The organism is Pseudomonas sp. SDO52101_S400 (assembly GCF_054071635.1).
Map to the genome: position 1 here is coordinate 61170 of NZ_JBSVWF010000007.1, position 18914 is coordinate 80083.

Below are 18914 nucleotides of genomic sequence, written 5' to 3' on the forward strand. Positions count from 1 at the left end.
CTGGAGCCTGCCCTTGCCCGACATCCGCCCACCCGCGCTCGATGAAATCGACCGCCAACTGATCGCTGCCCTGCAAATCAATGCCCGCGAGAGCGTGGCAATGCTGGCCAGGCAGTTGGGGATCGCCCGCACCACCGTGACTTCGCGACTGGCACGGCTGGAAAAGGCCAAGGTCATCACCGGTTATGGCGTGCGGCTGGGTCAGCGCGTAGTGGACGGCGGATTGCAGGCTTACGTCGGGATCAAGGTGCAGCCGCGCTCCGGCAAAGAGGTGTTGCGGCGGTTGAGTGCGATGGCGCAGGTGCAGCAATTGTGCGCGGTGAGTGGCGAATTTGATTACGTGGCGTGGCTGCGGACGGACTCACCGGAACAGCTCGATCAGCTTCTCGATCAGATCGGCAGCGTAGACGGTGTAGAGAAGACCACGACGTCGATCATCCTCAGCAGCAAGATCGATCGCGGGCATCCAGTTTGATCTTCGCACTCGTCATATTGCAGCACTAACACTCAAAGCGACGACACATTGCGTCTTATTAACGTGTTCTACGCTCCCTAGAATGGCTGGCATCTTTTCCTATACTCAGACGCGCATCCAGCGTCGGGTCGCCAGCAAGGTCAGCCATGAACAAGAACAATCGCCATCCTGCAGACGGTAAGAAACCGATCACCATTTTCGGCCCGGACTTTCCTTTCGCCTTCGACGACTGGATCGAACACCCGGCCGGGCTGGGCAGCATTCCCGAGCACAACCACGGTGCCGAAGTGGCAATTGTCGGTGCCGGCATTGCGGGTCTGGTGGCGGCTTACGAGCTGATGAAGCTCGGTCTGAAACCCGTAGTGTACGAGGCCTCGAAGCTTGGCGGTCGCCTGCGCTCCCAAGCGTTCAACGGCACCGATGGTATTGTTGCCGAGCTCGGCGGCATGCGCTTCCCGGTATCGTCCACCGCGTTCTATCACTACGTCGACAAGCTCGGCCTGGAAACCAAGCCCTTCCCCAACCCGCTGACGCCGGCCTCCGGCAGCACCGTGATCGACCTGGAAGGCAAAACCCATTACGCACAGAGCCTGAAGGATCTTCCTGCACTGTTCCAGGAAGTGGCTGACGCCTGGGCCGACGCTCTGGAGGCCGGCTCGCAGTTCGCCGATATCCAGCAAGCAATCCGCGACCGCGACGTGCCACGCCTCAAAGAACTGTGGAACACCCTCGTGCCTCTGTGGGACGACCGCACGTTCTACGACTTCGTCGCCACGTCGAAAGCCTTCGCCAAACTGTCGTTCCATCACCGCGAGGTGTTCGGCCAGGTTGGTTTCGGCACCGGCGGCTGGGACTCGGACTTCCCCAACTCGATGCTGGAAATCTTCCGTGTGGTGATGACCAACTGCGACGATCACCAGCATCTGGTGGTCGGCGGTGTGGAACAAGTGCCGCAAGGCATCTGGCGTCATGCACCGGAACGCTGCGTACACTGGCCGCAAGGCACCAGCCTCAAGTCGTTGCACCATGGCGCCCCGCGCTCCGGGGTGAAGAAAATCGCCCACGCGCCTGACGGACGTTTCGCCGTCACCGACAACAACGGCGACACCCGCGAATACGCCGCCGTACTGACCACTTGCCAGAGCTGGCTGCTGACCACCCAGATCGAATGCGACGAAAGCCTGTTCTCGCAAAAGATGTGGATGGCCCTGGACCGCACTCGCTACATGCAATCGTCGAAGACCTTCGTGATGGTCGACCGCCCGTTCTGGAAGGACAAGGACCCGGAAACCGGCCGCGACCTGATGAGCATGACCCTCACTGATCGCCTGACCCGTGGCACTTACCTGTTCGACAACGGCGACGACAAGCCGGGCGTGATCTGCCTGTCGTACTCGTGGATGAGCGATGCGCTAAAAATGCTCCCGCACCCGGTAGAAAAACGCGTGAAACTGGCGCTGGATGCCTTGAAGAAGATCTACCCGAAAGTCGACATCGCTGCGCGGATCATCGGCGATCCGATCACCGTGTCGTGGGAAGCCGACCCGCATTTCCTCGGTGCGTTCAAGGGCGCCCTGCCCGGCCACTATCGCTACAACCAGCGCATGTACGCGCACTTCATGCAGGACGACATGCCGCCGGAGCAGCGCGGAATTTTCATCGCCGGCGACGACGTTTCGTGGACGCCGGCCTGGGTGGAAGGCGCGGTGCAAACGTCGCTCAACGCGGTGTGGGGAATCATGAAGCACTTTGGCGGGTCCACCCATAAAGAGAACCCCGGCCCGGGTGATGTGTTCAACGACATCGGCCCGATCGCCCTGCCCGAGTAAGAGGAATCCCTGATGCGTGTAGCCCTTTACCAATGCCCACCGCTGCCACTGGAACCTGCCGCTAACCTTCAGCGCCTGCAACAACTGGCGATGGAGGCCAAAGGAGCCGACCTGCTGGTGGTGCCGGAGATGTTCCTGACCGGCTACAACATCGGCAAGGAGGCGGTCGCGACATTGGCCGAGGTCTACAACGGTGAATGGGCCCAGCAAGTCGGACGGATCGCCAAGGCTGCCGGCCTGGCGATCCTTTATGGTTACCCGGAGCGCACCGCCGAAGGACAGATCTACAACGCTGTGCAGTTGATCGATTCGAGCGGCGAGCGCCTGTGCAATTACCGCAAGACGCATCTGTTCGGCGATCTGGATCGTTCGATGTTCAGCCCCGGCGATGGCGAGTTTCCCATCGTCGAGCTCAACGGCTGGAAGCTCGGTTTCCTGATCTGCTACGACCTGGAATTCCCGGAAAACGCCCGGCGCCTGGCCCTTGAGGGCGCCGAGCTGATTCTGGTGCCGACCGCGAACATGATTCCTTTCGATTTCATTGCCGACGTTTCGGTGCGCTCCCGCGCTTTCGAAAACCAGTGCTACGTGGCTTACGCCAACTACTGCGGCCACGAAGGCGATATCCATTACTGCGGGCAAAGCAGCATTGCCGCGCCGGATGGCAGCCGTATCGCCCAGGCCGGATTGGATGAAGCCTTGATCGTCGGTGAGCTGGATCGCCAGTTGATGGTCGACTCCCGCAGCGCCAATCGCTACTTCAACGACCGTCGTCCCGAACTTTACGACGCGCTCAACAAGCGCTAATCCGCTAGCATTGGCACTTCACTGTTCTGGAAGTGCCCATGCCTGCGCCGACTCACCCCCGCCCCCATACCGAAACCCTGGCTAACGGCTTGCGCGTGACCCTGCGTCACGCTCCCGGCCTGAAGCGCAGTGCTGCCGCCTTACGGGTGGCTGCCGGTAGCCATGACGTACCGTTGGCGTGGCCTGGGCTGGCACATTTCCTTGAGCATTTGCTGTTTCTTGGCACTGAGTGTTTTCCAGTGAGCCAAGGCCTGATGGCCTATGTGCAGGGTCACGGCGGCCAGGTAAATGCCAGCACTCGCGAGCGCACCACCGATTTCTTCTTTGAGTTGCCGCCAACGTCCTTCAGCGGTGGGCTGGAGCGTCTGTCAGACATGCTCGCCCATCCACGTATGAATCCGGACGATCAGTTGCGGGAACGGGAAGTGCTGCAGGCAGAGTTTGTCGCGTGGTCGCAAGATGCTGCGGCTCAGCAAAAAGAGGCGCTGTTTGAGGGATTGTCGGCAGCGCATCCGTTGCGCGGCTTTCATGCCGGAAACCGCGACAGCCTGCCGGTAGAACAAACGGATTTTCAGCAGGCAATGAAAGAATTCCATCAGCAGTTTTATCGAACCGGGCAGATGACTCTGAGTCTGGTCGGGCCACAGAGCATTGAAGAGCTGCGAACACTGGCCGAACAGTTTGCCGCCGCGCTGCCGGCTGGGGATAAAACTGCACAGGCAGCTCCCGTTCGCTTGATGGACAACCCACAGACAAGTTATCAACAGGTCGGTGATCGACGCAGCAATCTGCTGTTTGCTTTGGAAGACTTGCCGGAGTCGTCGGCCGAAGCACTGGCGTTTCTCTGTCACTGGTTGAACAGCGCCAAACCCGGCGGGTTACTCGCCCATTTACAACAGCAAAGTCTCGCGAATGGCTTGCAGGCCTGCGTGCAATACCAGTTTTCCGGGCAAGCCTTGCTGCATCTTGAGTTCGCCACGCCCAGCGGGTCGCTCGACGTCATTCGCGAGCAATGGTTGGATTGGCTGAGTTTCTTCGCGGCACAGCAGGATTGGCCGGTATTGCGTGAGGAATATGCGGCGCAGCTTAAGCGTCAGCAGCAAGCCAGCGGCGCACTGCAACGGGCGCGGCTCGATAGCGAGCAACTCGAAAGCGGCTTGTCCGAATCGGCCGTTGCGGCGCTCAAAGCGATTCTCGGCAAAATCGGTACTGTGGATAACTTCAGCCGCCACTGGCACCTGCCCGCCGCCAACCCGTTTTTGCGTACTGCCGAACCACTGGCCAACGCCGGCCTGATCCGTGGCCAGACCAGCGCCCACCGTGGCCTGCGCACGTTTGCTCAGGATCGCTCGCGCAGCCGTCGTGAACGCTCGCCGATGCAATTCAGCCAGGCGCTGCCGGATAACAGTGACGAAGGTGCGGTGTATGTGCGCTGGCAGATGGAAGCGGCGGCTACGGCCGAGCTGCAAGCAAAGCTGCAATGCAGTCTGCGGGACGTGTCTGACGACGCGCGTCAGGCCGGGGTCGAGTTGTCGTTCAGCACCACGGGGAATCAGTGGCTGTTGAAGGTGACCGGTCTGCAGGACGCACTACCCGGCGTCCTGGAGCATGCGCTGAAATATCTGACGCAAGTTGACGCCGATTCCGCGACAAACGAGCCGGAAGTGCCGTCGATGCCGATCCGCCAATTGCTCAAGGCATGGCCCGAGCACTGTCTTCTAGAGGTCGCGCAATCCGACGACGCCAATCAGCTGTGGACAACTTCCCGTTGGGATGGCCTGGCCCTGGGTCTCGATGCCCAGACCCAATCGGCAATGGGTCTGGCCCTGAGTCGCATTCCAGGCAAGCCAGACAACGAATTACCAACCCGGTCGGCAATCCACACACAATACCGATGGAGTCAGATCGTCACCGCCTCCAGCGAGCACGCATTGCTGCTGTTCTGCCCGACCGCAAGCCCGAACATAGCCGAAGAAGCCGCGTGGCGTTTTCTCGCGCACCTGTGCCACACGCCGTTCTATCAGCGGCTACGGGGCGAGTTGCAGCTGGGATACGCGGTGTTCAGTGCCTTCAGACAAGTGCACGGCCAGAGTGGATGGCAGTTCGGCGTGCAATCGCCGACAGTCACTCCTGAGCAGCTGCTAGGCCACATTCAAGCGTTTATCGAAGGCATTCCCGTGCTGATCGAGAAAATCGATGACGCCCTGTTTGTCGAGCAGCGCCAGATCCTCGCCGCGCATCTGGATGCCGATGCCCTGCCCGGCAAAGACGCTGCCGAACTTCTTTGGCAGGCAAAACTGGCGGGCCACTCGTCGGATTACCTGGATCAACTGAGCAAGGCCATCGGTCAGCTGGATCGCCCGGCATTGCAAGCCGCCGCACAGCGCCTGATCCGCGCCGAAGGCGGCTGGCACTGTCTGTCCACCAGCCCTGCGCCGGGCGCGCCATGGCAAGCGGCAAATTGATCATTACCGGGGCTGCAAGGAGCTTTCTCAAAGATTCACGGGCAAACCCCCTGAAATTTTGAGTAACATAGCCACCTAACTATTTGGAACATCCCTGCGCTGCCGTGGACTATACCTATGGATAGCGCTATCTCACCCACCTGAAGAAGGAATCACCCGATGGCTTGGACCAAACCTGCTTACACCGACCTGCGCATCGGCTTCGAAGTCACCATGTACTTCGCCAGCCGCTGAGTCCTGCCTCAAGCAGAACACTGCAGTGCAACGCCTCGGCTCGCCGGGGCGTTTTATTTTCAGCGTTGAAATGATGGAGCGTTCATGTTCGTCCAGATTCTGGGTTCGGCCGCCGGTGGCGGTTTTCCGCAGTGGAACTGCAACTGCGTCAATTGTGCCGGTTTTCGCGACGGCAGCCTGAATGCCCAGGCCCGTACCCAATCGTCCATCGCGATTTCCGATGACGGCGTGAACTGGGTGCTGTGCAACGCCTCGCCGGACATCCGCGCGCAGCTTCAGAGCTTCGCCCCGATGCAACCGGGCCGAGCCCTGCGTGACACCGGCATCAGCGCGATCATCCTGATGGACAGCCAGATCGACCACACCACCGGCCTGCTCAGCCTGCGCGAAGGCTGCCCGCATCAGGTCTGGTGCACGGACATGGTCCACGAAGACCTGAGCACCGGTTTCCCGCTGTTCACCATGCTCAAGCACTGGAACGGCGGCCTGGACTGGAATCGCATCGAACTCGACCAGAGCTTCACCGTCACCGCGTGCCCGAACCTGCGCTTCACCCCACTGCCGTTGCGCAGCGCCGCACCGCCCTACTCGCCGCACCGTTTCGACCCGCATCCGGGCGACAACATCGGCCTGATCGTCGAAGACCTCAGCACTGGCGGCAAACTGTTCTACGCCCCGGGCCTGGGCAAGGTCGACGCGCCGCTGCTGGAAATCATGGCGGGCAGCGACTGCGTGCTGGTGGACGGGACAATGTGGGACGACGATGAAATGCAGCGCCGTGGTGTCGGCACCCGCACCGGTCGCGAAATGGGCCACCTGGCCCAGAACGGCCCCGGCGGCATGCTCGAAGTGCTGGAACAGCTTCCCGAGCAGCGCAAGGTGCTTATCCACATCAACAACACCAACCCGATTCTCGACGAAGACTCCCCGGAGCGCGCGGAACTGGCTCGGCGCAATGTTGAAGTGGCGTATGACGGCATGAGCATTGTCCTGTAACGAATGGCCCGGAGAACCGCAATGACCGACACCCCGCTGTCCCCCGCCGAATTCGAAGCGGCCCTGCGCGCCAAGGGCGCCTATTACCACATCCATCACCCGTATCACGTGGCGATGTATGAAGGCCGGGCCACCCGCGAGCAGATCCAGGGCTGGGTCGCCAACCGCTTCTACTATCAGGTGAACATCCCCCTGAAAGACGCGGCGATCCTCGCCAACTGCCCGGATCGCGAGATCCGCCGCGAATGGATTCAGCGCCTGCTCGACCACGACGGCGCCCCCGGCGAAGACGGCGGCATCGAAGCCTGGCTGCGTCTCGGCCAGGCCGTTGGTCTCGATCCGGATCAATTGCGCTCCCAGGAACTGGTGCTGCCCGGCGTGCGTTTCGCCGTGGATGCTTACGTCAACTTCGCCCGCCGCGCCAGTTGGCAGGAAGCCGCCAGCAGCTCGCTGACCGAGCTGTTCGCGCCGCAGATCCACCAGTCGCGGCTCGACAGCTGGCCGCAGCATTACCCGTGGATCGACCCGGCCGGCTACGAGTATTTCCGCACCCGCCTCGGCCAGGCCCGGCGCGATGTCGAGCATGGTCTGGCGATTACGCTGGAGCACTACAAGACCCGCGAAGGTCAGGAACGCATGCTGGAAATTCTCCAGTTCAAACTGGACATTCTTTGGAGCATGCTCGATGCCATGAGCATGGCTTACGAACTGAACCGCCCGCCGTATCACAGCGTCACCGATCAACGGGTCTGGCATAAAGGAATCGCCTTATGAGTTTCGACCGCAGCAAGACCCCGACCTGGCGCCCCGGCTACCGTTTCCAGTACGAACCCGCACAGAAAGGCCACGTGCTGCTGTACCCGGAAGGCATGATCAAACTCAATGAAAGTGCCGCGCTGATCGGCGGCCTGATCGACGGTGAACGGGATGTCGCGGCGATCATCGCCGAACTCGACAGACAGTTCCCCGGCGTGCCCGAGCTCGGTGACGACATCGAGCAATTCATGGAGGTTGCCCGTGCGCAGCACTGGATCGAACTTGCCTGAGTCATCGGTGCAAGTCCCGGCCAAACCGGAAGTCGGTCTGCCGCTGTGGCTGCTCGCCGAGCTGACTTACCGCTGCCCGCTGCAATGCCCGTACTGCTCCAATCCGCTGGATTTCGCCGAGCAGGGCAAGGAGCTGAGCACCGAGCAGTGGATAAAGGTGTTTCGCGAAGCGCGGGAGATGGGCGCGGCGCAACTGGGCTTTTCCGGGGGCGAACCGCTGGTGCGTCAGGACCTCGCCGAGCTGATCCGTGAAGCGCGCCAGTTGGGTTTTTACACCAACCTGATCACCTCGGGCATCGGTCTGACCGAACAGAAGATCAGCGACTTCAAGAAGGCCGGGCTCGACCACATCCAGATCAGTTTCCAGGCCAGCGACGAGCAAGTGAACAACCTGCTCGCTGGCTCGAAAAAGGCCTTCGCGCAGAAACTGGAAATGGCTCGCGCCGTGAAGGCCCACGGCTATCCGATGGTGCTGAACTTCGTCACCCATCGGCACAACATCGACAAGATCGACCGCATCATCGAGCTGTGCATTGCGCTGGAGGCCGACTTCGTCGAACTCGCCACCTGCCAGTTCTACGGCTGGGCGCAGCTCAATCGTGTCGGCCTGTTGCCGACCAAGGAGCAACTGGTTCGCGCCGAACGTATCACCAACGAATACCGGGCAAAGCTGGAAGCCGAAGGACATCCGTGCAAATTGATTTTCGTCACCCCGGACTATTACGAAGAGCGCCCGAAAGCCTGCATGAACGGCTGGGGCAGTCTGTTTCTGACAGTCACACCGGACGGCACCGCCCTGCCCTGTCATGGCGCCCGACAGCTGCCGGTACAATTTCCCAATGTGCGCGACCACAGCATGCAGCACATCTGGTACGACTCGTTCGGCTTCAACCGCTTTCGCGGTTATGACTGGATGCCCGAGCCGTGCCGCTACTGCGACGAAAAAGAGCAAGACTTCGGCGGCTGCCGTTGCCAGGCGTTCATGCTCACCGGCGATGCCAGCAATGCGGACCCGGTGTGCAGCAAGTCCGAACATCACGGCGTGATCCTCAAGGCCCGCGAAGAAGCCGAGCACGCCACCCAGACCATCGAACAACTGGCCTTTCGCAATGAACGAAACTCGCGCCTCATCGCCAAAGGCTGAGCCTTTCAGCGCCACCGCTGCGGTTGCTGCCGGCGTGGATTTCGCCGAATTGCAGCTCGGCACCAACGGTTTGTACTGGAATGAATACCGCCCTGCAGACGCCGCATGCCGGATCTGGCACTGGCGCGAAGGCGCGGCGAAATGTCTGACGCCTGCGGGTTTCAGCGTTCGCAGCCGGGTGTACGAATATGGCGGTGGGGCGTTTTGTCTGACGCCTGACGGGATTGTTTTCGTCAACGAGGCGGATCAACAGCTGTATCGCCAGACGTTGGATGGAGAGCCCGAGGTTCTGACGTCGGGCGAGTGCCGATATGGCGATCTGCATTTTGCCAACGGGCAGGTGCTGGCCGTTGAAGAGAGCGGTGATAGCCACCGGCTGGTGGCTATCGATCTCGGGAACGGCGCCCGTCATATGCTGGTGGAAGGCGCGGACTTTTACGCGGCCCCGATCATCAGCCCGGACGGTCAGCGCTTGGCGTGGATCGAGTGGAGCCACCCACATCAGCCGTGGACGTCCACGCGTTTGATGATCGCCGAGCGCTCGGACAACGGGTTTTCTGCCCCACGTTGCGTGGCCGGTGAAACGCTTGAAGAGTCGATCCAGCAACCGCGCTTCGATGTCGATGGCCGACTGGGTTGCCTGACCGACCGTGGTGGGTATTGGCAGCCGTGGATTGAGTCGGCAAACGGCTTGCAACCGTTAGCCAGCGCCGAAGCCGATCACGCGCCGGCTCCATGGCAACTTGGCGGCTGCACCTGGCTGCCTAACGGTGAAGGCTTTTTGGCGAGTTGGAGCGAGGGCGGTTTCGGTCGTCTGGCGCTGAATGGCGAAGACTTCACCGGCGATTACAGTCGCTTTCGTCATTTGGCTGTCGATGATCAGTTCATTTACTGCATCGCCGCTTCACCGATCAGCCCTTCTGCGGTGCTCGCAATTGATCGTGAATCGCGTGAAGCGAAGGTGCTGGCCGGCGGCGTTGCGCCGCTACCCGCCGAGCGCATCAGCCGACCGCAAACCCTGCGCTATCCCAGCGGTTCAGGTGAAGCGCACGGCTTCTTTTATCCGGCCACGAATGGCGATGTGAAGCCGCCGTTGGTGGTGTTCATTCACGGCGGCCCGACGTCGGCGTGTTACCCGATGCTCGACCCGCGCATCCAGTACTGGACGCAACGCGGTTTCGCCGTCGCCGATCTCAACTACCGTGGCAGCAGCGGCTATGGCCGGGACTATCGGCAGGCGTTGCATCTGAGTTGGGGGGCTGTGGATGTCGAAGATGCCTGCGCAGTGGTGGCCTATCTGGCCGAATGCGGCATGATCGACGGCGAGCGTGCATTCATCCGTGGCGGCAGCGCCGGTGGTTACACGACGCTGTGCGCATTGGCGTTCCATCAAGTGTTCCGCGCCGGTGCCAGCCTGTACGGCGTCAGTGATCCGATAGCCTTGGGCCGCGCGACACACAAATTCGAAGGCGATTACCTGGACTGGCTGATCGGCGATCCCGAGCTAGATGCCGAACGCTATGCGGCCCGCACTCCATTGCTCCACGCCAGCAATATTCGCGTGCCGGTGATTTTCTTTCAGGGTGAACTGGATGCCGTGGTCGTGCCGCAACAGACCCGCGACATGGTCGCGGCCCTGGAGCAAAACGGAATTGAGGTCGAAGCGCACTACTACGCCGACGAACGTCACGGCTTCCGCCGGGCCGCCAACCAGGCCCATGCGCTGGAGCAGGAATGGCGGTTCTACCGGCGAGTGATGGGTTTGACGGACTGAGACTCAGCGCTTGGCGATGATGTACACCGCATGCACGATCCCCGGGATGTAACCGCACAGCGTCAACAGAATGTTCAGCCAGAACGCGCCGCCGAACCCGACCTGCAGAAACACACCCAGTGGCGGCAACAGAATGGCGATGATGATTCGAATGAAATCCATGGGGCAGCTCCTGATTGGGGGTTGGCTCGACTGAGCCATACAAGCTAATCGACCTGTGCCGTTTGTCAGGGTTCAGTGCAAACCGCAATCACGCCATTTGCTTGCCATTAGCCGGCCACAAAAAAACGCCCCACGCCAAAAGAATCAGGCGTGGGGCGTGCGTTATACCGCGAGACGGTTCTTTAATTCGGGTGGGAAACTTCAGTTCAGACGGCAATCCCTTTGCGGCATTGCAGTTGTGCGGTGCGTACCCGGGAGAAGGCGCGGGCCAGGCGCAGGAGCATTTCGTCGATGTTGGCCTTGCTGACGGTGAGCGCCGGGGTGAAGCGCAGGCAGTTGGCTTGTGGGGCGTTGAGCAGCAAGCCTTCATGAAGCGCGGCTTTGACGACAGCCTCGGCGGAGTCTTCCGACAGGGTCAGTCCCCGGAACAGCCCTTGTCCGCGCAACTCGCCATGCTCGTAACGATGGGCCAGACGGACGAGCCCCTCGCGCAAATGCTCGCCGTTGTCCCGGACCTGTTCGAGGAATGCACGATCCTGCACGCTGTCGAGTACCACCAGGCCAGCGGCGGTCATCAGCGCGTTGCCATGATGAGTACCGCCCAGTTCGCCGGAGTCGAAACAGCAGGCCTTGCCTCGCGCCAGCAACGCAGCCAGTGGCACGCCACCGCCGAGGCCCTTGCCGAGTACGACGATATCGGCGCGCACGCCGTAGGACTGTTCGGCGAGCAACGTGCCGCAACGACCGATGCCGGTCTGCACTTCGTCGAGGATCAGCAGAATCCCCAGCTCACGGCACAGACGCTCGACACCCTTGAGGTAATGATCGGTCGCGGGAATCACACCGGCATCGCTCTGGATCGGCTCAAGCATGATCGCGACGGTCTGCGCGTCGACTGCGGCATGCAGCGCCGGCAGATCATTGAACGGCACCAGATCAAAGCCCGGCAGCAGCGGAGCGAAGCGGTTTTGCAGGTTCGAACTGTCCGACGCCGAGATCGTCGCCAGACTACGTCCGTGACAGCCTTGTCTGGCAACAATGATCCGCGAGGCACCGCCGCGATGCAGTTGGCCCCATTTGCGCGCCAGTTTGATTGCGGCTTCACAGGCTTCGCTGCCACTGTTGAGCAGGTACGCCTGATCGCTGGAAGTGCTGGCACACAGGCGCTCGGCGAGATTGAGCATGCCGCGATTGTGCAGATTGAAGCCGGGATTGATCAGGGCCTGGGCCTGATTGGCTATGGCTTTGACCAGTGCCGAAGGGCTGTGGCCGAGGCTGTTGGCGCCGCCGGCCTGGGAGAAGTCCAGATAGGCGCGGTCATTGCTGTCCCACAGCCAGGAACCCTGGCCGCGAACGAATACCTGTTGCGGACGTTCGACGCTGGGCATCAGGCGCTCGGCATTCAGGCCGTCATTGGCTCCCGTTTCTCCGGTTTCAAAAGCCAGGTCATCGAGGCTTGGGGTCTGACGCCGCAGGCTGAACAGGTTCATTGCAAAAAGCCTCGCAGGAGGTTTTTTGAACTGCCTATGTAATCGTTATCGAAACAATCGCTGGTCATTGCCCTTTCCGGCCCTGTAAGCCCCGTGGATGCGGTTAGACTAGGCTCAGACACGGCCGCCGGCCATTTCGATTTCCCAGCATTTTCGATAAGTGTTACTTATGGATTTCAAACAACTGCGTTATTTCGTCGCGGTCTACGAAGAAGGTCATGTCGGACGCGCCGCCGAGCGTCTGTCGATCTCCCAGCCGGCGCTGTCCCAGCAGATCCGCCATCTGGAACAGAACCTCGACGTCACCCTGTTCGAACGCAGCAGTAAGCGCCTGCTGCCGACCCTCGCCGCTCATACGCTGTATAACCACGCGCTGCCACTGCTCGACGGGATGCAACGCGCGCGTGAGGCATTGGGCAACTTCAAAGGGCAGGCACTGCGTACGCTGGCGATTGGTGTACTGCAAACCGTGCACACCAGTCTTGTGCCGCAAATGCTTGAACGGGTACGCAAGGCCCAACCGCACTTGGTGGTGCAGATTTATGAACTCACGGGACTGGAGATCGAGCGACGTCTGCTCAATGGCTCGCTGGACATCGGCATCAGTTATCTGCCGCCACGCCAGCCGGGGTTGCACGGCGTGATGCTGTACGAAGATGAACTGACGCTGGTCATCCCGGCGGATCATCCGCTGCGTGAATTCAAGAAAGTCTCGATGAGCCAGGCTGCCGAATTGCCGATGTTGCTGCTGGGCGAAGAATTCCAGATCCGCCAGATCTGGCAGGCCCAACTGGCCAGCCTTGGACGCCGCCCGCAAGTGCAGGCGGAACTGAACAACATGGTAGGGATTCTCGACAGCCTGCCGCACACACGTCTGGCGACGGTGTTGCCCGGTCGTTCGCAAAAGGAGTACGACGATCAGGATCTGCTGTGGAAACCGCTGAGTGAGCCGCGTGTGCCGTTGAAGGTCGGGCTGGTGTGTCGCGATGTGCAGCGCCAACAGGCGCCATTGGCCTTGCTGCGAACGTTGCTGGAGGAAGTGATGCAGCGCGAAGACAAGCCGCTGAAAGGTGCGCCGCCACTGGACGCGCTGAGCTGAAAACTTTTCTGCGGGCATAAGAAAACCCCGCCGAAGCGGGGCTTTGCAGACTGTTTCCCTGACATCCATTTCACTCCGCCACCCTGGCAGAATCCTACGTGTCCGTGTTGTTGCTTTGCGCTTCCTGCGCGACGTCCATGAAATGTAGATTAGCTCTGGATCCAATCTGCGCATATGGGAGAACAGCAGCACGTCATGTAAGAGATCGCTTACATGACGTTACATCATCAGAACTGCGCAGCGTCCAGCAGGAACAGCGACTCGCTGCCAGCCTTGACCGATGCGCTCAACGAGTGAATCCGCGGCAGCAGACGGGCGAAATAGAAACGCGCCGTACCGAGCTTGCTCGCGTAGAAATCGTCCTGCGCTTCTTTGCCCAGCGATGCCTTGGCCATCAGGGCCCACATGTAGGCGTAGGAAACGTAGCCAAACACTTGCAGATACTCGACCGACGCCGCGCCGATTTCGTTCGGGTTGGCTTTCGCCCGGTCCAGCAGCCACGAGGTCAGCTCGTCGAGGGTATCGACGGCGTCATTCAGCGGCTTGGTGAACTCGCCGAGGTCGGCACTGGCGGTTGCGGTGAAATGGCGGATCTCGTCGGCGAACAGTTTGTAGAAAGCGCCGCCGCTGCCGACGATCTTGCGACCCACCAGGTCCAGCGCCTGAATGCCGTTGGTGCCTTCGTAGATCTGGGTGATGCGCACATCGCGCACCAGTTGCTCCTGGCCCCACTCACGGATGTAGCCGTGGCCGCCGAAGATCTGCTGGCCGTGGACGGTGGTTTCCAGACCCAGATCGGTCAGGAACGCCTTGGCCACTGGCGTCAGCAAGGCAACCAGATCTTCCGCACGCTTGCGGGTGGCGGCGTCTTCGCTGAATTTGGCGGTGTCGAGTTGCATCGCCACGTAGGTGGAGAACGCACGGCCGCCTTCGTTCGAGGCTTTCATGGTCAGCAACATGCGACGCACGTCCGGGTGGACGATGATCGGGTCGGCAACCTTGTCCTTGTTCTGCGCGCCGGTCGGCGAACGGCTTTGCAGACGATCGCGGGCGTATTCGATGGCGTTCTGGTACGAGCGCTCGCCGGTGGCCAAGCCCTGGATACCGACGCCCAGACGCTCGTAGTTCATCATGGTGAACATCGCGGCCAGGCCCTTGTTCGGCTCGCCGACCAGGTAACCCACGGCTTCATCGAAGTTCATCACGCAGGTGGCCGAAGCCTGGATGCCCATCTTGTGTTCGATCGAACCACAGTTCGCCGGGTTGCGCGCGCCCAGGCTGCCATCGGCATTGACCATGAACTTCGGCACCAGGAACAGCGAAATGCCTTTCGGCCCCGCCGGTGCGTCCGGCAGCTTGGCCAGCACCAGGTGGATAATGTTTTCGGTCAGGTCGTGCTCACCGCCGGTGATGAAGATCTTGGTGCCGCTGACCTTGTAGGAACCGTCCGCCTGAGGTTCGGCCTTGGTGCGAATGATGCCCAGGTCGGTGCCAGCATGCGGCTCGGTCAGGCACATGGAGCCGGCCCAGATCCCGGCGTACATGTTCGGCAGGTACGCGGCTTTCAGCTCTTCGCTGGCGTGGGCGTTGATCGACAGGCAGGCGCCGGCAGTCAGCATCGGATACAGACCGAAGGACAGGCTGGCGGAGTTGACCATTTCTTCGACCTGAGCCGACACGGCTTTCGGCATGCCCATGCCGCCGTATTCCGGATCACCGCCAACACCGACCCAGCCTCCTTCGGCATAAGTCTGATAGGCCTGTGGGAAACCGGCCGGCGTGGTGACGGCACCGTCGGCCCAGTGACAGCCTTCTTCGTCGGCGGCACGGCTCAGGGGCGCGATGCTTTTGCTGGTGACCTTGCCGGCCTCTTCGAGGATAGCCTCAACGGTTTCTGCGTCGACAGTCTCGGCCAGTGCCGGCAGTTCGGCCCAGAGTTTGGCGACTTCGAACACTTCATTGAGGACGAAGCGCATATCGCGCAGCGGCGCTTTGTAGTCAGCCATGGCAAACCTCGCAAAGATCAAAACAGGTGATTCGTGGAAGGGTGTTTTCGTTGAGTCGGAGTGTAACCCAACAACTTTTGCGACACATAGGGTCAGGCAGTGACTGTTTTGTTATTTTTAGTCACCAGCAAGCAGCCATAAAGAAGCCCGCAATCAGCGGGCTCTTTTGTTTAACAGTGACGTGTTACAGCGAGAACAGCTGCGCCGGCAGTTTCATCAGGCAATCACTGCCCGCTTCGATCGCCGAACGATGCGCCGCGGTGCGCGGCAACAGACGTTTGAAGTAAAACTCGCACGTCGCCAGTTTGCCTTGGCAGAAATCGCCATCACCCTCGCCCGACTCCAGCTGCGCCTGAGCGACCAGCGCCATGCGCAGCCACAGGTAGCCAAGGACGATGTAACCGCTGTACATCAAGTAATCCACCGACGCGGCGCCAACTTCATCCGGGTTCTTCATCGCGGCCATGCCGACCTGCATGGTCAGTTCGCCCCACTGTTGATTGAGAGCATCAAGCTGCGCCACGAACCCGCCCAGTTGCGCATGCCCGGCGTTGGCCGCGCAGAATTTGTGGACGATTTTGGTGAAGTTGCGTAGCAGTTTGCCTTGGCTGCCAAGCACTTTGCGCCCCAGCAGATCCAGCGCCTGAATGCCGTTGGTGCCCTCGTAGATCGGTGCGATACGGCAATCGCGAACCAGCTGCTCCATGCCCCACTCGCGGATAAAACCGTGGCCGCCGAACACCTGCATGCCGTGGTTGGTCACCTCCAGACCGGTGTCGGTCATGAACGCCTTGCAGATCGGGGTCAGGAACGCCAACAGGTCTTCGGCCTCCTGGCGCGCTTCGGCATCCGGGCTCAGGTGCGCGACATCAAGCATTTGCGCGGTGAAATAGGTCAGCGCGCGGTTGCCCTCGTTGAAGGCTTTCATGGTCAGCAGCATGCGCCGCACGTCCGGGTGGACGATGATCGGGTCCGCCGGTTTGTCCGGGGCTTTGGCGCCGGTCAGGGCGCGCATCTGCAGGCGGTCGTTGGCGTATTTGATTGCGCCCTGGAAACTCGCCTCGCCCAGACACAGGCCCTGCATCCCGGTGCCGAGGCGCGCGTGGTTCATCATGGTGAACATGCAATTCAGGCCTTTGTTCGGCTCGCCGATCAGGAAGCCTTTGGCGTCATCGAAGTTCAGCACGCAGGTGGCCGAGGCTTTGATGCCCATCTTGTGTTCGATCGAACCGCAGGAAACGCCGTTGCGTTCCCCCGCCTCACCGACTGTATCCGGCAGGAATTTCGGCACGATGAACAGCGAAATACCCTTGGTCCCGGCCGGTGCGTCCGGGAGTTTGGCCAACACCAGATGAATGATGTTGTCGCTCATGTCGTGTTCGCCGGCGGAGATGAAAATCTTGCTGCCGGTGACCGCATAACTGCCGTCGGCCTGAGGCACGGCGCGGGTCTTGATGATGCCCAGGTCGGTGCCGCAATGGGCTTCGGTCAGGCACATGGTGCCGGTCCACTGGCCTGCGGTGAGTTTGCGCAGATAGGTGTTTTTCTGTTCTTCGGTGCCGTGGGCGTGGATCGCCGACATGGCGCCGTGGGTCAGCCCCGGGTACATGCCCCAGGAGGTGTTGCTGGAGGCGACCATTTCGCTGATCACCAGCCCCAGCGAACTCGGCAGGCCCTGGCCGCCGTAAGCCGGATCCGCCGCCAGACCGTGCCAGCCACCTTCCACGTATTGGGCGAAGGCTTGCTTGAAGCCAGCAGGCGTTGTCACCACGCCGTTGTCGAAGTGGCAGCCCTCTTCGTCGCCGCTGCGATTGAGCGGTGCCAGAACGTTCTCACAGAATTTCGCGCCCTCGTCGAGGATCGCATTGATCATGTCCGGGCTGGCGTCGTGGGCGCCGAGGGCCGCGTACTGGGTGTGGAAGTCGAAGACGTGGTCGATCAGAAAGCGCATGTCGCGCAGGGGAGCTTTGTACTCGGGCATGGTGGCTTCTCCGTCAGCAGATTTCTCCAACCTACTGCCGGCCACCGTGCCCCACAATCACTGTCCAGACGCTGAATGCGCCGTCATCACTCAACCTGCGGCGTTGTCCATGCGTACCGCGCCACGACGGTTCTGACCGAACGCCATCACGCAGTTTCGCCCCGCCCCCTTGGCGGCGTAGAGCGCCTCGTCGGCGGATTTGAGAACCTGCTCCGGGTTGCGCTGCTCCACTCGCTCAGCGACACCGATGCTGACAGTGACCGACACACTGGACGCACCGGAACCACTGCGCCGCTGACGCCCTTGCTGGTCGTCCTGCGGGCGGTTTTCCTGATTGCGCAACTGGATGTTGTAGGACGCGATCGACTCGCGGATGACTTCTAGGTGCGGCATGCACTCTTCAAGGGTCTTGCCCGCAAACACCAGGGCAAATTCCTCGCCACCGTAGCGATACGCCCTGCCGCCGCCGCTGATTTTGGACAGTTTGCTGGCGACCAGTCGCAGGACCTGGTCACCCACGTCGTGACCGTGGGTGTCGTTGAATTTCTTGAAGTGATCGACGTCGCTCATCGCCAGCACATAGTTGCGACCCAGACGCTGCATACGCTCGTTGAGTGCGCGACGGCCCGGCAGACCGGTGAGCTCGTCACGGAAGGCCATTTGATACGCCTCGTGCGCCACCGCAGCGGCAATCATCAGCATCACCTGGCTGCACATGATGTTCAGGGTGAACGGCAGGATGAAGGTTTTCGGCAGCATCCAGAACACCCCGAGCAACCCCACCAGTTGCGCCGCGTGCAGCGGTCGCGGGTTGCGCCAGTACTGCCAGGCCAGCAACAGGAACGCCGAGAGGAACACCGGATAGGACATCTGGATCAGGCTCATCCACGCGCCGTGCAAGGCCGGCCAGCGAATCTCCGAGAGCCACATCAGCAACGCCTGCGGGTAACTTTGCTCAAGCCCCAGTGCAACGCTGCCAAAGGCCAGCAGCACGGCGAAGCGCGCCACCATGTCCTGAAACAGGTGCGTGCGTTCCTGCCACGCGGCGAACAGTCCGAACAACAAGGGCAACAGCAGGCAGACCAGATGGAACACCACAGCCGCGTCTTCGCGCACTTTGCCGTTGTCACGGTAATAGTCGGTCTGGGTGTCGAGCAGGAAGTAGGCGATGTACACCGTGACCATCAGAAACAGTTCGCGCTGGCGTCGGTAAACCGCGCAATACGACCCGCCCAGCAACAGCACCAGAGTTGGCAACACGTTGAACAGCGAGGTGAAGAACACGTTGAGGTCTTTGACGTACGCAGCCGCCAACCCCGCAAGCAACAACAGCAGTGATGGTATGAAATGACTGAAACGTACAGCGGAAGAACGCGGCAAGGGTAAAGCTCCGACCGTCTTGGCAA

The 18914-nt window shown here is 61.0% G+C and carries 16 protein-coding genes; 11 read left to right on the forward strand and 5 right to left on the reverse strand.

The window, feature by feature from the left end; all coding sequences use genetic code 11:
* Positions 1-13: 13 nt before the first annotated feature.
* From ACW9HX_RS05180 to ACW9HX_RS05225, 10 genes are all read left to right on the forward strand, one after another.
* Positions 14-475, forward strand: a complete 462-nt coding sequence (locus ACW9HX_RS05180) for an Lrp/AsnC family transcriptional regulator (protein WP_457379743.1) — start codon at positions 14-16, stop codon at positions 473-475.
* Between the two features lie 146 nt (positions 476-621).
* Positions 622-2304, forward strand: coding sequence for a flavin monoamine oxidase family protein (locus ACW9HX_RS05185; protein ID WP_457379744.1), 1683 nt, complete (start codon positions 622-624; stop codon positions 2302-2304).
* Between the two features lie 12 nt (positions 2305-2316).
* On the forward strand, positions 2317-3111 hold the full coding sequence (locus ACW9HX_RS05190) for a carbon-nitrogen hydrolase family protein (RefSeq protein WP_457379745.1): 795 nt from the start codon (positions 2317-2319) through the stop codon (positions 3109-3111).
* Positions 3112-3149: 38 nt separating this feature from the next.
* Complete coding sequence (gene pqqF, locus ACW9HX_RS05195; RefSeq protein WP_457379746.1) at positions 3150-5576, forward strand: pyrroloquinoline quinone biosynthesis protein PqqF; 2427 nt, start codon at positions 3150-3152, stop codon at positions 5574-5576.
* Positions 5577-5735: 159 nt separating this feature from the next.
* On the forward strand, positions 5736-5810 hold the full coding sequence (pqqA, locus tag ACW9HX_RS05200; RefSeq protein WP_003444522.1) for a pyrroloquinoline quinone precursor peptide PqqA: 75 nt from the start codon (positions 5736-5738) through the stop codon (positions 5808-5810).
* Between the two features lie 84 nt (positions 5811-5894).
* The gene (gene pqqB, locus ACW9HX_RS05205; protein ID WP_457379747.1) at positions 5895-6806 is read left to right on the forward strand and encodes a pyrroloquinoline quinone biosynthesis protein PqqB; all 912 of its coding nucleotides are present in this window, start codon (positions 5895-5897) and stop codon (positions 6804-6806) included.
* A gap of 21 nt (positions 6807-6827) precedes the next feature.
* Complete coding sequence (gene pqqC / locus ACW9HX_RS05210) at positions 6828-7580, forward strand: pyrroloquinoline-quinone synthase PqqC (RefSeq protein ID WP_011336228.1); 753 nt, start codon at positions 6828-6830, stop codon at positions 7578-7580.
* The gene (gene pqqD / locus ACW9HX_RS05215; RefSeq protein ID WP_007959876.1) at positions 7577-7852 is read left to right on the forward strand and encodes a pyrroloquinoline quinone biosynthesis peptide chaperone PqqD; all 276 of its coding nucleotides are present in this window, start codon (positions 7577-7579) and stop codon (positions 7850-7852) included. The genes pqqC and pqqD overlap by 4 nt, the downstream gene beginning before the upstream one ends.
* On the forward strand, positions 7824-8996 hold the full coding sequence (gene pqqE / locus ACW9HX_RS05220) for a pyrroloquinoline quinone biosynthesis protein PqqE (RefSeq protein WP_457379748.1): 1173 nt from the start codon (positions 7824-7826) through the stop codon (positions 8994-8996). Before pqqD ends, pqqE begins: the two co-directional genes overlap by 29 nt.
* On the forward strand, positions 8962-10770 hold the full coding sequence (locus ACW9HX_RS05225) for a S9 family peptidase (RefSeq protein ID WP_457379749.1): 1809 nt from the start codon (positions 8962-8964) through the stop codon (positions 10768-10770). The genes pqqE and ACW9HX_RS05225 overlap by 35 nt, the downstream gene beginning before the upstream one ends.
* Before the next feature lie 3 nt (positions 10771-10773).
* Here ACW9HX_RS05225 and ACW9HX_RS05230 read toward each other — a convergent pair whose 3' ends face one another.
* Together ACW9HX_RS05230 and ACW9HX_RS05235 are read right to left on the reverse strand one after the other, a co-directional pair.
* The gene (locus ACW9HX_RS05230; protein WP_003228885.1) at positions 10774-10932 is read right to left on the reverse strand and encodes a YqaE/Pmp3 family membrane protein; all 159 of its coding nucleotides are present in this window, start codon (positions 10930-10932) and stop codon (positions 10774-10776) included.
* Positions 10933-11138: 206 nt separating this feature from the next.
* Complete coding sequence (locus tag ACW9HX_RS05235) at positions 11139-12422, reverse strand: aspartate aminotransferase family protein (protein ID WP_457379750.1); 1284 nt, start codon at positions 12420-12422, stop codon at positions 11139-11141.
* A 169-nt stretch (positions 12423-12591) separates the two neighbouring features.
* Here ACW9HX_RS05235 and ACW9HX_RS05240 point away from each other — a divergent pair, with 169 nt between their 5' ends.
* The gene (locus ACW9HX_RS05240; protein WP_064380308.1) at positions 12592-13521 is read left to right on the forward strand and encodes a LysR family transcriptional regulator; all 930 of its coding nucleotides are present in this window, start codon (positions 12592-12594) and stop codon (positions 13519-13521) included.
* Between the two features lie 227 nt (positions 13522-13748).
* Here the strand turns inward: ACW9HX_RS05240 and ACW9HX_RS05245 are convergent, their stop codons facing one another.
* The 3 genes from ACW9HX_RS05245 to ACW9HX_RS05255 form a co-directional block, all read right to left on the reverse strand.
* On the reverse strand, positions 13749-15527 hold the full coding sequence (locus ACW9HX_RS05245) for an acyl-CoA dehydrogenase C-terminal domain-containing protein (protein WP_457379751.1): 1779 nt from the start codon (positions 15525-15527) through the stop codon (positions 13749-13751).
* Between the two features lie 184 nt (positions 15528-15711).
* The gene (locus tag ACW9HX_RS05250) at positions 15712-17508 is read right to left on the reverse strand and encodes an acyl-CoA dehydrogenase C-terminal domain-containing protein (protein WP_457379752.1); all 1797 of its coding nucleotides are present in this window, start codon (positions 17506-17508) and stop codon (positions 15712-15714) included.
* A 90-nt stretch (positions 17509-17598) separates the two neighbouring features.
* A complete protein-coding gene (locus ACW9HX_RS05255) occupies positions 17599-18888 on the reverse strand; it encodes a GGDEF domain-containing protein (RefSeq protein WP_457379753.1) in 1290 nt (429 codons plus the stop codon).
* Between the last annotated feature and the right edge of the window lie 26 nt (positions 18889-18914).

What these genes read in the sequence shown, in the direction of transcription:
- ACW9HX_RS05185 (WP_457379744.1), top strand. Translation starts at nt 622, where the DNA reads ATGAACAAGAACAATCGCCATCCTGCAGACGGTAAGAAACCGATCACC.
- ACW9HX_RS05190 (WP_457379745.1), top strand. Translation starts at nt 2,317, where the DNA reads ATGCGTGTAGCCCTTTACCAATGCCCACCGCTGCCACTGGAACCTGCC.
- pqqF (WP_457379746.1), top strand. Translation starts at nt 3,150, where the DNA reads ATGCCTGCGCCGACTCACCCCCGCCCCCATACCGAAACCCTGGCTAAC.
- pqqB (WP_457379747.1), top strand. Translation starts at nt 5,895, where the DNA reads ATGTTCGTCCAGATTCTGGGTTCGGCCGCCGGTGGCGGTTTTCCGCAG.
- pqqC (WP_011336228.1), top strand. Translation starts at nt 6,828, where the DNA reads ATGACCGACACCCCGCTGTCCCCCGCCGAATTCGAAGCGGCCCTGCGC.
- pqqD (WP_007959876.1), top strand. Translation starts at nt 7,577, where the DNA reads ATGAGTTTCGACCGCAGCAAGACCCCGACCTGGCGCCCCGGCTACCGT.
- ACW9HX_RS05225 (WP_457379749.1), top strand. Translation starts at nt 8,962, where the DNA reads ATGAACGAAACTCGCGCCTCATCGCCAAAGGCTGAGCCTTTCAGCGCC.
- ACW9HX_RS05230 (WP_003228885.1), bottom strand. Translation starts at nt 10,932, where the DNA reads ATGGATTTCATTCGAATCATCATCGCCATTCTGTTGCCGCCACTGGGT.
- ACW9HX_RS05235 (WP_457379750.1), bottom strand. Translation starts at nt 12,422, where the DNA reads ATGAACCTGTTCAGCCTGCGGCGTCAGACCCCAAGCCTCGATGACCTG.
- ACW9HX_RS05240 (WP_064380308.1), top strand. Translation starts at nt 12,592, where the DNA reads ATGGATTTCAAACAACTGCGTTATTTCGTCGCGGTCTACGAAGAAGGT.
- ACW9HX_RS05245 (WP_457379751.1), bottom strand. Translation starts at nt 15,527, where the DNA reads ATGGCTGACTACAAAGCGCCGCTGCGCGATATGCGCTTCGTCCTCAAT.
- ACW9HX_RS05250 (WP_457379752.1), bottom strand. Translation starts at nt 17,508, where the DNA reads ATGCCCGAGTACAAAGCTCCCCTGCGCGACATGCGCTTTCTGATCGAC.